Origin of the sequence: Blastopirellula marina (assembly GCF_002967715.1) — a bacterium.
Taxonomy (GTDB): Bacteria; Planctomycetota; Planctomycetia; order Pirellulales; family Pirellulaceae; genus Bremerella; species Bremerella marina_B.
Genome location: NZ_PUIA01000016.1, coordinates 491,647 through 504,892, shown reverse-complemented (window position 1 = coordinate 504,892; position 13,246 = coordinate 491,647). Strand labels below are relative to the sequence as shown.

Annotated in this window: 12 protein-coding genes; 3 read left to right on the top strand and 9 right to left on the bottom strand. The window is 54.0% G+C overall.

Annotated elements, in window-relative coordinates:
* The first annotated feature begins 288 nt into the window (after positions 1-288).
* The gene (locus tag C5Y96_RS03845) at positions 289-735 is read left to right on the top strand and encodes a hypothetical protein (RefSeq protein WP_105350210.1); all 447 of its coding nucleotides are present in this window, start codon (positions 289-291) and stop codon (positions 733-735) included.
* 74 nt (positions 736-809) lie between these two features.
* Here C5Y96_RS03845 and C5Y96_RS03840 read toward each other — a convergent pair whose 3' ends face one another.
* The 9 genes from C5Y96_RS03840 to C5Y96_RS03800 all read right to left on the bottom strand — a co-directional run bounded on the left by C5Y96_RS03840 (position 810) and on the right by C5Y96_RS03800 (position 9,695).
* Positions 810-1,295: a fasciclin domain-containing protein gene (locus C5Y96_RS03840; protein WP_105350209.1), complete on the bottom strand. Its 486-nt coding sequence runs from the start codon at positions 1,293-1,295 to the stop codon at positions 810-812.
* A gap of 205 nt (positions 1,296-1,500) precedes the next feature.
* Positions 1,501-2,499: a response regulator gene (locus C5Y96_RS03835; RefSeq protein WP_199188624.1), complete on the bottom strand. Its 999-nt coding sequence runs from the start codon at positions 2,497-2,499 to the stop codon at positions 1,501-1,503.
* Positions 2,500-2,765: 266 nt separating this feature from the next.
* On the bottom strand, positions 2,766-4,358 hold the full coding sequence (locus tag C5Y96_RS03830; protein WP_105350208.1) for an arylsulfatase: 1,593 nt from the start codon (positions 4,356-4,358) through the stop codon (positions 2,766-2,768).
* Positions 4,359-4,499: 141 nt separating this feature from the next.
* The gene (locus C5Y96_RS03825) at positions 4,500-5,654 is read right to left on the bottom strand and encodes an HlyD family secretion protein (protein WP_105350207.1); all 1,155 of its coding nucleotides are present in this window, start codon (positions 5,652-5,654) and stop codon (positions 4,500-4,502) included.
* A gap of 1 nt (position 5,655) precedes the next feature.
* Complete coding sequence (locus tag C5Y96_RS03820) at positions 5,656-6,051, bottom strand: DUF3302 domain-containing protein (RefSeq protein ID WP_105350206.1); 396 nt, start codon at positions 6,049-6,051, stop codon at positions 5,656-5,658.
* Positions 6,052-6,234: 183 nt separating this feature from the next.
* Positions 6,235-6,690, bottom strand: coding sequence for a GNAT family N-acetyltransferase (locus tag C5Y96_RS03815; protein ID WP_105350205.1), 456 nt, complete (start codon positions 6,688-6,690; stop codon positions 6,235-6,237).
* A 66-nt stretch (positions 6,691-6,756) separates the two neighbouring features.
* Positions 6,757-7,293 (bottom strand): GIY-YIG nuclease family protein, encoded by a 537-nt coding sequence (locus C5Y96_RS28095; protein WP_105350204.1) that lies wholly within the window; start codon positions 7,291-7,293, stop codon positions 6,757-6,759.
* Complete coding sequence (locus C5Y96_RS03805) at positions 7,247-8,482, bottom strand: DNA cytosine methyltransferase (RefSeq protein WP_233198762.1); 1,236 nt, start codon at positions 8,480-8,482, stop codon at positions 7,247-7,249. Before C5Y96_RS03805 ends, C5Y96_RS28095 begins: the two co-directional genes overlap by 47 nt.
* A gap of 130 nt (positions 8,483-8,612) precedes the next feature.
* Positions 8,613-9,695 carry a thiamine phosphate synthase gene (locus tag C5Y96_RS03800; protein WP_233198760.1) on the bottom strand — a complete coding sequence of 361 codons (1,083 nt, stop codon included), beginning with the start codon at positions 9,693-9,695 and terminating at the stop codon, positions 8,613-8,615.
* A 256-nt stretch (positions 9,696-9,951) separates the two neighbouring features.
* Between C5Y96_RS03800 and C5Y96_RS03795 the strand changes: the two genes are divergently transcribed.
* Entirely contained in the window at positions 9,952-10,575 is a 624-nt protein-coding gene (locus C5Y96_RS03795; protein WP_105350202.1) for a tetratricopeptide repeat protein, read from the top strand.
* A gap of 71 nt (positions 10,576-10,646) precedes the next feature.
* Entirely contained in the window at positions 10,647-13,223 is a 2,577-nt protein-coding gene (locus C5Y96_RS03790) for an ATP-dependent Clp protease ATP-binding subunit (protein WP_105350912.1), read from the top strand.
* Positions 13,224-13,246 lie beyond the last annotated feature (23 nt).

The window sequence follows — 13,246 nt, the reverse complement described above, 5'->3', positions numbered from 1 at the left end:
GTCTCTCTCATCATCGACGAAACGCACCCTGCGGCTTCAGTAAGTTGTAACGATTAGAGAAACTATTCGCACACTTATTAGCTGCGATTGCTAGCAAGAATGGACCAGTCAGCCAGGGGCGAACAATTTACCGCAATCCGCAGGAATGCTATTATCGAAAGCATTCGCCCCGTCGATAATTGTCCGACGAATCCCACCCAAATTCACGTCGCGAGGGATTATCAGTTCGCGACGTCCTCCCCTCCCCCAATACACGAGGCCGCATTTCCACCTGGAGCGGCGACCAACATGATGGCAACCTTACGGGCCATTGTTTCCATTCCTTTGGGTGTCGTTGTCGGCATGGCCATGATGGTCTTGTTGTTGACCCCCTGTTTTTTGATGTACCCGCTCCCCTCTGGAATTGACGTTAACGACCCGAGCGATGCTGAAGCTTTCGGCCAACACATCGCTTCCCTCCCCTTCACTGCATTTGTTTTGGTTTGGCTGGCTCATGCTGGCGGTTCGCTCAGCGGGGCAGCTTGCGGACGCTTGATTGAAGGGGGCAAAGTATGGCGAGAATCGCTGGCCATTGGCGGTCTCTTCACCGCGATGGGGATCATCAATGCCATCTCGATGGCGTTTCCCTTCTGGTTTGTCGTGATCGATCTGGCTTTGTACTTGCCGGCCGCGATCCTCGGTGGATGGGGTTCCGATCAACTACTACACAATCGCCCGGTCGCCAACAACAAGTAAGCCCGTTCACTGTGCGCATAGAAAAAGACCAAAGTCGCATGGGACTTCGGTCTTCTCGTTTGTTGAAATCAGCACTACGGCATAATGACCTTATCAATCACGTGGATCACACCGTTCGAGGTAACGATGTTCGCCTTGACGACCTTGGCTTCGTCGATCATGACCGAGCCATCCTTTACCTGGACATCAATCGTCGAGCCTTCGACCGTCTTGGCTTCTTTCAGTTTCATCGCATCCTTTGCCATAACCTTGCCGGGCACAACATGATAGGTCAGGATCTTGACCAGCTTTTCCTTGTTCTCAGGCTTCAGCAGGGCTTGCACGGTACCTTCAGGCAAGGCGGCAAAGGCCTCGTCCGTCGGGGCAAAGACGGTAAATGGTCCTTTACTCTTCAGCGTTGCGACCAGATCAGCTTCCGAAACGGCCGCAACTAACGTCTTGAACGAACCGGCTTCAACGGCCGTGTCGACGATGTCCTTCTTCGCATCAGCCGCGAAGGAAGTCGAGCAAACCAAAACAAGAGAGCACAGAGCAGCGAGAGCAATCTTAGGGAAAGCCATAGCGATTAACCTTTGGGTTACAAATGAAAATTCAGTTTTGGCAAATCCCGAAGCAAGGCGGCAACGCATCAATGCATTTACCATGGCACTTGGCTACCGGGAACACGTTGACGAGATCTCGTGTTCTCGGTCAGCAACCGCCAGCAGGGCGGCTGGATTAACGAAAGATTTTTGAACTGGTCAGAAGTTAACCGGATCGATCAACCTAGATCGATACCTCATCAAAGGCCAGACAGTCCCCCATCTTGGGACGGAAGATCATTGTGATCTCGTTGCCGACTTCATTGAAGTTAACCTCGTCCATGAACGTACGAATCAGAAACAGCCCTCGTCCGCTGGGCCGGGTTAGCTGCGTCGGATCGGCCGGATCGAATGCCTGCCCCTTCACGTCGAACCCCACGCCATGGTCGCGAATCACAAACCGGATTTCTTCGCGGCGGCAAGTCAACGTGAAGTGAACCGTTCGATCGCGATACGGATCGACCTGTTGCCGCCGTTCGGCTTCGGCATAGAACTTCTCAGGATCGACTGCCCACAATTCAGATTCCAACTGCAAGTTGCCGTGGAACATAGCGTTACGCAGCGCTTCATCCAGGGCAACACCCAGACGAACCAGTTCGTTCTCCGGCACACTGCGAAACTTCTGCAGGTAGTTCTGAACGTGCCCCGTCACGGCTCCAATCAGACTCGCGTCATTCGAGAGCGTAAAGTGTGAGGTCGTTTCCAGCCAGCAGTCATCAAAGCGCCGCGAAACTCGCTCGTGGTGGGCAGATGCCAGCACGTTGATCAGCGTCGACGCAAGTTTCTTGATCAAGTCCGTCTTGGGCACATAGCTCGCGGCCCCTTGCCGCAGGGCCTCGGCGGCAATCTCTTCGCTACCGTGCCCGGTCATCAAGATACATGGTATGAACGGGAACTCGAAACGCATCGCCTTGACCAGTTCCAGCCCGTCCATGCCTGGCATCCGCAGGTCGGTCAACACCACGTCTGGCTCTTCCGAGGCAACCATCTCCAGGGCTTCTTCACCACTCTCGGCAAAATGGATCGTCAGATTACCGGAATTATTCTTTTGCAGAATGCCCCCAACCAGCGCACGATCAACCGCCGTGTCGTCGACGACAAGGATTGTGATTTCTTCGTACCCGGAGATAAAGATTCCACCCCTGGGAAGATGAGCATTTTCCGAAATTTGAGACAACTCCACGGGCAGCCTTCACACGACTACTTCACGGTAATTGAAGCCAGTTATGACATTAACGTCCTATTAAGCCCATTAAGCTATCGCGTGAGGATGGATACCGTGTTCAGAGATTGTAAAGTTCCGATGAAGCCTGGATGGGATCGGAACGGCCTCGCTCGCATTCTCGGCAAGAAATCGGCGATCACCTCTGCTTCGATCCGTTGAATCCAGTTGGACTTACAATCGGAGCAGCTATAGTCGCCGTTACATAATCTTCAGCGCAGGCAAGACTACTTCTTACCCTTCTTCGCAGGCTTCTCTGGCTTCGGCATGACGTCGGAAGTTGTCGCCCATTGTCGCCATTGCTTTCGCATCTGCTCGACTTTCTTCGGCTGGCTCTCGGCCAGGTTGACCTGCTCGGTACGGTCTTTACCCAAATCGAACAACTCCCAGTCACCTCGAATGCCCTGACGAACGAGCTTCTCGTTTCCCACTCGGATGGCCGCGTTCCCTTCGTGCTCCCAGAAGAGTGCCCGCTGAGGGAAGCTTCCTTCCGCGGTGAACAGCGGCTTCAAGCTTTGCCCGGCCATTGGCGTAATCGTGCGATCACCGATCGTCTCGGGATACTTCGCCCCAGCTAGATCGACGCAGGTACTCATGATGTCGATCACATGGGTCGGCGTGTCGATCCATCCAGACGACGCTTCCAAGCTGGCGGGAATTCCTTTCGGCCAATGCGCAATCAGCGGAGTCGCGATGCCTCCTTCGTGATTGTAATGCTTGTAGAGCCGAAACGGGGTGTTGTTCAAATGAGCCCAACAGCGGCCAATGAAGACGTTCGAATGAGGATCGCCGGGCGAGTCGCCGTCGTAGTGCCCCTCGACGCCAGACTCGGCATTGCCGCCGTTGTCGGAAAGAAACAGGATCAACGTATTGTCGAGTTCCCCTCGCTCTTTCAAAGCAGCGACCAGGTCGCCGACACTCTGATCGATCTCGGATATCATCGCGGCATAAATGGCCATCATGTCGTCGTAACGAACTTTTTGCTCTTGCGAAAGCGACTCCCAAGCAGGGATCGGTTCGGGGCGAGGTTCCAACTGCCATGCTTTATCGATCAGGCCTGACTCAAGCTGCCGGGCATACCGTGCTTCCCGCAGCTTGTCCCACCCTTGCATATACTTGCCGCGAAACCTGGCGATCGTTTTTTCCGGGGCCATGCACGGAAAATGAGGTGCTGTGTGAGCAATGTACAAAAAGAATGGCTTGTCTTGCTCGATCGCTTCGTCAATGAACTTCACCCCTTGCCGGGTCCACATGTCGGTTCCATACCACGGCGGATCGAACTGCGGATCGTCGCGTGCGACCTCCTCACCATTGAGATACAGTTTCGAGCCCCCTTTCGATCCCGTTTGGTTCGAGAAATGAATACCGCCAGCCGGCAAGTTCAAACTCCGATCGAAGCCTCGTTTCCAAGGGGTGCTGCCGTGATTAAAACCGACATGCCATTTACCGGTCATCGCCGTGAAGTAGCCGGCATGTCGCAAGACCTCGGCGATTGTCACACAGTCGTCCGAAAGCTGACCTCGATACCCCGGTGCGTGCTGGTCGGTTGTCATCCAGCCGATACCAGCCTGATGCGAATAAAGCCCGGTAAGCAGCGAGGCTCGCGTCGGGCAGCAACGCCCCGTGTTATAGAACTGCGAGAAACAAACGCCAGCTTTTGCCAGCGATTCGAGATTGGGGGTGGAAATCTCACTGCCATAGGGGCCAATATCGGAAAAGCCCATGTCATCGACCATGATCAACACGATGTTCGGGCGATCGCTGGCTTTCAGATACGCAGGGGCGAGTAAGACGAAACCAAGTACGAGCAGTCGCAACATGAAGGGTTCTCGCAAGCACGATGAGATGGGACAGCAGAGAGTTCCGCGGCAAGGCAGCTTTGAAGTTGACCCAAAATGAAACGAGAATCAATGAGATTCCGCGTCAAGCCTGTAAGAATTATTGCCCCCCACGGCAGAACCTCAGTGGGCATTGGGTAAACTATGGCCGTCGGAGAAGACAAAATTCGTCCACGACTTCATCCTCATCAGTATGCGACGAACCACAGCCGTCTCTTTCATATACTGGCTGTAAACGGCGACCTCCCCCGTAAAGCCGTCAGCAATTCGGAAATCATCGAGCTCCCCTTCGTCAAACTCAATCACCACGTTAAGCCGACCGTCATACTGGATTTGTTCCGCATCAATCATATTGCCACTTGGCTGCAACTGCCCGGGAGCCACAGCGGATGCGATGGTCTTTACTTTTCCTTTGAAGATGTACCCGGCCGCGGCTGGAAACGCGACCTCGGCTTCGTCCCCCACCTCGATACGCTGGGCACTATTTTGCAGGAACGATCCGACGAATAATCGGTTTTCGCTATGGCTGAAAATCATGACCGGCTTCAGGGGAAGTGGCACCGCCATCATGCCAGGCCTGAGCATCACCTGAAGCACTCTTCCGTCGGTCGGCGCTCGCACGACGGTATTCTCGAGGTCCACCTCCGCGGCTTCTAAATTGGCTTTCGCTTCGGCGACTTCAGGGGTCACACCATCGATCATCGACTCGACCTCCAAACGCACCGTTTCGAGTTCGGCTTTGGACCGGCTCACCAAAGCGACCGACCCCAGATAGGTCTGCCGTGCCTGTTCAAGTGCCTGTTCCGAGACCGAATTGCTTTCCCGCAACTTGATATCGCGTTCATAGACATCCTTGGCGGCATCTCGTTCTGCTTCGGCAGCATGTAATGCCTCTTCATAGGCGACCAAATTCACTTTAGACTGTTCCGCTCGACGCGTGGCCGCGGCCAACTGCGCACGCTTCTGATCGACGATCTTTTGAAACGGAACCGGGTCGATTTTGAAAAGGAGATCTCCCTTTTTGACCTCTTGGGCATCACTTACGGCAACCTCGATCACGTTCCCGCGAACTTCGGGAACAATTGGTGTCGTGTGGAAATAGAACCTCCCCATGCGCGTGTATGGATGGTTGTAATTCATTGCCAGCATCAGGCCTGACAATATCCCCACGCCTACCAACACGGCCGTTAAGACCGTAAACCCGTTGACCGGTACCCTGAATAGCTTGAAGACCACGATCGTGATGGCACCGTACGTCAGCATGATAAGGATGTCCATCTTACTTTTCCTCCGCCGGCGGCTCAGTGTTTGCGTTTGTCTCGTGGGAGGCCAGCTTGGCTTCCAGTTCGGTGATGCGCTGCTCCAAGGCCTTCAACTTCTCCCCATCGATTTCCTCCAGAAGCTCTTGCGTCGTGCTGACTATCTCTCCCTCGATCTTCCGGCCGAAGTAGCCTGTTTCCGGGTCGTAGGAATACGCCCACACCCACAACAAAGGCCAAATCGCATGCAGCGTGAACAAGCTGATCCAACCGCCCGCATGTATGGCGTCTTGATGTGGATGATTGCGTGCCTTGGCAATGTGATACGGGACATCGTGAAGAGCGATGATTCCGTACGACAACACTAAGATCACAAAAAAGATGAGCCCTAAGGCAAACCAGCTAAGTGCGTCCATCGAACGAACTTTCGGAACCGAAATCAAGAAGACGATCAGCGCACCAACTCAGGCGATATCGGATTTCAGAATTCCATCACCGGTGCGGCAGCAGTATCTGAATTCTATCTTGCTAGTATTTGCAGTCTCAAGCAAATTCGCACGGCTCACGCAAGAATTAACCTGGACACCAAGCGATGAATCTCACGCTTCCGCACCAGACAAGTCGTCCCAGTTCTGCATCATCCGGTGCAAGATATCGCACTCGTAATACTCCGGGCCGTAGGCATGAAAGCCGTACTTCTCGTAGAACCCGATCTTGTCGGACTGGGCACTCAGAAAGACGCGGTGTTTCCCTTTCGCTTTCAGGTCGGCAAGCACAAACGCCATCATCCTCCCCCCAACCCCCAGACCGCGCACCGCCTTGCGAACGGCAAACCGCGAGAGCTTGCACCCTTCTTCTTTATGAATCACCCGCGACGTCGCCACCACGTCCCCATCCCGAACCAGCACATAGTGATCCGCCGTCATGTCGTACTCGTCGAGCTCCCCTTCGGCTGGCACGCCTTGCTCGGTAACGAAGACTTCCCGGCGCAGGGTGAACGCGAGATTGGCGAGATCGCTGAAGACAGGGACTTGAAGGATGGTTTCAGTGGGCATTTACTCGTTTCTTCAACCACGACGCGAGATTCACTCCGCAAACACAAATCACTCTTCCGCTGATGACTAAATAAAGCCTTGATAGTATCGCTCCAATCTCTCAAAGTGTGCCATCAACGATCGTCGCAAATGTGCCTTATCAGACGTTTCTAGAATGTAATCCAGTAAGATTGCAAGTTGTTGAACTTGCCTTGGAAATCGAAGCCTTGGTTCTTTTCGTCTTGTTATCTCTTCCTCGCTTAGAACACTCAGCGTGAGCTTTTCGGGAATCTCAGGCTTTTCGGAGGGGGAATTCAACGTCGACCCATTCATCAGTCGTGACTGGTTATCGAACTCATTGAACAGCCAAGACTCAATCGAACTAATCAACTCCTTTTTTTGCACTGGCCATGCCCATACGAATGCGACTTCCCAAACATCGATCTGCCTGTTTGCAATCACATCACTTCTTGCACTGGTCAAATGCCTTCGTACTCGCGATCGAATTCCATCTGTGGATTGGCCAACATAAATCGGAATTCCATCTAGATCACAGAGCGCGTACACGCCGATATCGTTAGTTAGTTGCCGAAGTTGTAGATCGCGAAATTTTTGAACGTCCATTTGAGCCAGTCGTTAAATATTTTCGTCCGTCAACAAGATGCAGCAATGGCTCTAAGTAATTTTTAGAAATCCACCTAATGGCATCGACACAGACCCCATCTCCGAAAGCAAAGTAAGCGTTAGATGCTGATACACCGTCGAGATTGTAGCCCCTCGCTCCCATTAAGGCAGCACACTCACGAGGAGACACTAACCGAACGGCCAATTTACCCTTTCCAGCACGAACCAGGATTTGACGCCCGCTCCCGCCCTTAGGTGTTCGTAGGCAACCAGCTATCCCATCGGTTCTCAATTCTGCCATCGACCTCTTTGAACCATCAGGCTGTGGACGAACTCGCCGAAAAGCAGTTGCGTAATGATAGTGCGATGAACCTATAAACTCTTGGACCCAAGACTGATGACGCTCAAACATTTGATCATATAAATAATCACGTCGATCCGTATTCCACCAATCCTTATGTTCATCCGGGGGATCTTCAATAACACTTGGTAACATAGCGTTTGAAACTTCAGGCTGTGGTAATTGCGGACCACGATACTCAATGTCGCCAGACGTCTGTGAAATGAATTCCGCAAGCTGCTTAGATCGCAACGGCCCAACTTCCACCCTGCGGTAAAGACGCAGTAAATTCCTTGAAAATGATTTCTTTGCGCACACGATGAAGAGCCTTGGCCGACTCTGTGGCACAAACCACTTCGCATCAAGAATAAATGGATCTACTGAATAGCCCAGACTATTAATAGACCGCAGTAACGTCCTTAGGTCTTCTCCTCCATGAGAATTTAGAAGGCCCGTGACGTTTTCAAGCATTATTAGCCGGGGACGATTTCGCGTCGTCATGCTCTCTAACAATCTTGCAAATCCCCAAAATGCTGAGGACTGCCCAGAATGAAGCCCCATCCTTGAACCAGCCAACGACAAATCAGTACATGGGAAAGACGCAGTTGCGAGATCTACTACGGGCACTCGTTGAATTTGCAACGCATTAACATCGCATTCCATCAACTCATCTGATTTCCGAGCGAAGTGGTTTCGGTATATTTCGCATTTAACCGGATCGAAATCATTCGCGAAGGAACACTTCCAACGCGAACTAGCGTCCTCAAGCCCCATTCGTACGAGACCAATACCTGAAAAGAATTCAGCAAAAGTCCACATCTGGTCACTTGTTTCTTCCCTGCGTTTCATCCTGATCGTCCATTTCTAAGTAACCAGAACCTCGAACCGAAATACACTTCTTCGAACCGTAGCAACCAAATTTATTTGAACATTAACCAACAGGAATCGCTAGTTGCATTTCACGAGTGCGTTCTCTTCACTACATATTTTGGCACTTCTCTCGCAGCTGACGAACCACCATCCCAGGATCATCCGCCTTCGAAACGCACCCTGAAACAGCCACACGCCGGATACCGGCCGCGGACACTTTTGCCACGTTGCCAAGATCGATCCCGCCAATCGCAAACCCAGGCAGCGTGATCTCGCCGGCTACCTCGCGTAGTAGATCGACGCCGGGAAACGCATCAAACGTTTTTGTCCCGCTGGGAAAGGTCGGGCCGATGCCGATGTAGTCGGCTCCATCGCGAACCGCTTGCCGGGCCTGGTCGATGCTGTGGGTCGAAACGCCTACCAGCTTCCCTATGCCCAGCACGCTACGAGCCTGACTTACCGTTAGTTCTTCCTGACCGACATGCACCCCGTCAGCACCGCTGACCTTGGCCAGGTCGGCTCGGTCGTTCAGGATCATCTTCGTGGTGGTGCCAGCGGTTCGTTTTCGCAGCAGTTCAGCGCGGACCAGGAGCGTGCGGTCGTCCAGGTTCTTATCACGTAGTTGGATGACCTCGACTTCCGCTTCGACCAGTTGCGCCACAAAAGTGTCGAACAACTGTCCATCGGCCCAGCCGTCGGTCAGAACGTAGATCGATACTTCAGGAAATACACCGCTGGCGGCGACCGTGGTCATCACCATCTTTTCCAGCGAGTAGGCGAGGTAACGCGCTCGCTCGAAATTGGCGGCGACCTCCCCGTCGATCAGCTTGGCATGTTCTTCCAGGCTACGCAGGGCTTGTTGTAGGCGTTTGAAGTTAGCCGTCAGCAGATCGGACCAGCCAGAGCGAGCATGTTCCAGCTTCCCTTGCACGGTCGTTCCCACATCGCCAAAGGTGTCTCGCGAAGTAATCGCCTGCAACCGATCGAATCGCTGGAGGGTACTGTCCAGTTGATGCCGCAGTGATTTCAGTTCGGTCGTCAGGAAAACGTCGTTCTGACCGTAACGGACGAAATCTTCGATGACTCGCAGCCCTTCGCTGGCCCGGTTGGCGGCGGCGTCCAAGGTCCGCCAGAGCGAAATGTCCATCGTCGGCGGTAAGCCGCCATCGGCCGGAATATTGGGGTCGGTCATGAACTTACTGGTTATGCGGATAGATTTGCCCAGGCAATTGGTGCGTTTTCGGCCGGTTTTCAGGCTCGGGAAAGGAGAATTACTCACCGAATGATGGGCTATTAACGATTGCGGGATGCTCCTAGTTTAGCTAACTGCAAGCACTCTGCCGACTTACCTTGCTCCCCCTGGTTTCTGAAGTTACAATTCCCCGGCGTTTCCTAGCGGATCAGGCCTGAATTCCCAGTTGCCTTCCGCACATTATGGAATAGTAAGGATGCTATCAACGCCATGGATTACCTGCCTGTGGCCGGGGCTCAGCGAGCTTTGGGTACGCGGGCGCTGGACTGGACTGGTCTGGGCTCTAGGATTCACGCTGCTATTGAATGCGGCGCTGGTATCCAAAGGAGTTTGGCCAGAGCTGGGAAATGTCTGGGTTCGTAGTGGACTCTGGTATTTCGTCCTTGGCTTCTGGCTAATAAACGCAGGGTGGATGGGCTTCCGAATTGCCTCTGGCAGTTGGGATGCCATCGATGCCACCATCGACCAACTCTACCAAAGCGCCCAAACTGCCTATTTAAAAGGTCAATGGTACCAAGCCGAGGCAGTATTACTGAGGCTTCTACGGCGCGAGCCAGATGACGCGGAGGCGCTCCTATTATTAGCGACGCTGAAGCGGCATACGAAGCAATTTGATGAAGCACATCAGACGCTCGAAAAATTAGAGCGGCTCGATGCAAGCCGACGTTGGTGGTTTGAAATCCATCGCGAAAAGCAGCTTCTCGCTGATCGAGAAGAGGGGGAATCGGAAGCCCACGTCGAAGCATCCAAACCTTCGACAACAAACTTGGGTGAACAAAACGCGGAGAGAGGCGAACCCAGCCTACCGGAAGCCGCGTAATTGTGAGACAACATAGAGTTGGAACGACAGTAGTTGATGCAGTCGCCAACTCGATATGAGGACGGATGACCATGTACGAACGATTTACAGATCGTGCTCGCAAGGTGATGCAGCTGGCCAACCAAGAGGCCCAGCGGTTCAACCACGAATATATCGGCACCGAGCACATCCTTCTGGGCTTGATCAAAGAAGGTAGCGGCGTGGCTGCCAACGTCTTGAAGACGCTGGAAGTCGACCTGCGGAAGATTCGACTTGAAGTCGAAAAGCTCGTCCAGTCTGGTCCCGACATGGTGACCATGGGCAAGTTGCCGCAAACGCCCCGGGCCAAGAAAGTCATCGAGTATTCGATGGAAGAGGCTCGCAACTTAAACCACAACTACGTAGGCACCGAGCACATCTTGCTGGGTCTTCTGCGAGAACAGGAAGGCGTCGCCGCTCAGGTTCTCATGAACTTGGGTCTGAAGCTGGAAGACGTTCGCGAAGAAGTTCTCAACCTGCTGGGCCACGGTATGGAAGGGGACAGCAGCCGCGAAGGTCGTGGCGAGCCTGGCGGTACTTCCGAACCTGGTGGCACCCCCGGCAAAGGCAGCAAGAGCAAGACCCCTGCCCTGGATAGCTTCGGTCGCGACCTGACCGAACTGGCCAAGCAAGGCAAGCTCGACCCGGTCATCGGTCGCCAACGCGAAATCGAACGAGCCATTCAGGTTCTCTGCCGCCGTACCAAGAACAACCCGGTTTTGCTGGGTGAAGCTGGTGTCGGTAAGACAGCCATCGTCGAAGGTTTCGCCCAACGCGTGATCGACGGCGACGTGCCGGAACTGCTGGCCGAAAAGCGAATCGTCGTGCTCGACCTGGCCATGATGGTCGCCGGTACCAAGTACCGCGGTCAGTTTGAAGAACGCATCAAAGCCGTGATGAACGAAGTGCGTCGTGCCAAGAACACGATCCTCTTCATCGACGAGCTTCACACCCTGGTCGGTGCCGGTGGTGCCGAAGGTGCCATCGACGCAGCCAACGTGCTGAAGCCTGCTTTGGCTCGTGGCGAAATCCAATGTATCGGTGCGACCACCCTGGACGAGTACCGCAAGTACATCGAAAAGGACAGCGCCCTCGCTCGACGTTTCCAGGAAATCCAGGTCGATCCGGCCTCGAAGGACGAAACGGTCGAGATCCTCAAGGGTCTGCGGGATCGCTACGAAGAACACCATAATGTTCAAATCACCGACGACGCCATCGTCGCCGCGGCTGAATTCTCCGATCGTTACATCACCGGACGCTGCCTGCCTGATAAGGCGATCGACGTGATCGACGAAGCAGGTGCCCGTGTGCGGCTTCGCGTGATGACCCGTCCGCCGGATCTCAAGGAAATCGACGAAGAAGTCGAAACCTTGAACCGCAAGAAGGAACAGGCCGTCGCCGATCAAGACTTCGAGAAGGCTGCCTCCCTGCGTGATCAGGCCGACAAGCTGAAGAAGAAAAAGGAAGACATCGTCAAAGAATGGCAAGCCAAGAGCCGCCAGAAAGACGGTGTGGTCGACGAAGAAGTGATCGCCGAAGTCGTCAGCAAGATGACCGGCATTCCTCTGACACGTATGTCGACTGAAGACAGCATGCGTCTGATGCAGATGGAAGACGTACTGCATAAGAAGGTCATCAGCCAGGACGACGCCATCAAGGCGATCTCCAAGGCGGTTCGCCGTAGCCGTAGCGGTCTGAAAGATCCGAAGCGTCCCACGGGCACCTTCGTGTTCGCAGGCCCGACCGGTGTCGGTAAAACCTTGCTGGCCAAGGCCCTCGCTGAATTCATGTTCGGTGATGCCGACGCTTTGATTCAAATCGACATGTCCGAGTACATGGAGAAGCACAACGTCAGCCGTCTGATCGGTGCCCCTCCAGGCTATGTCGGTTACGAAGAAGGTGGTCAGCTGACCGAGAAGATTCGCCGTCGTCCTTACGCGGTCGTGCTGCTCGACGAAATCGAAAAGGCACACCCGGACGTCTTCAACATGCTCCTGCAAGTGATGGAAGAAGGCCGCCTGACCGATAGCTTCGGTCGCAACGTCGACTTCCGGAACGTGATCTTGATCATGACCACCAATGCTGGTGCCGGCGCGATCAAGAACGAATCGGCTTTCGGTTTCCAGGCTCCTGACGAAGGTGCCGAATACCAAAGCATGAAGGTTCGCGTGGAAGAAGAAATCGGCAAGGTCTTCCGCCCTGAATTTATCAACCGCTTGGACCAGGTCATCATCTTCCATCACCTGACGAAGGAAGACCTGAAGCAGGTCATCGACCTGGAACTGGCCAAGGTTCGCGAACGTCTGGTCGAACGTGGCTACAACCTCGTCCTGACCGACGCCGCCAAGGAACTGATCATCAAGCGAAGCCACCAGTCGGACAAGGGCCAAGACTTTGGTGCCCGACCGCTTCGCCGTGCGATCGAAAACTCGATCGAAGATCCACTGTCCGAGGAACTGCTCAAGGGCGAGTTCCAAGGCCAGGATACGATCACGGTCGACGCCATCGCCAACGATGAAGGCAAACTGACTCGCTTGGACTTCAAAGGTTCGATCCAGGAACCAGAAGCCGAACACGCAGTCGGTGCCGGCAGTGGCGGCGAAGGGAGCGATTCAAGCGACGAAGGCTAGTCCTTCCTCGCCAGTTCCCATTT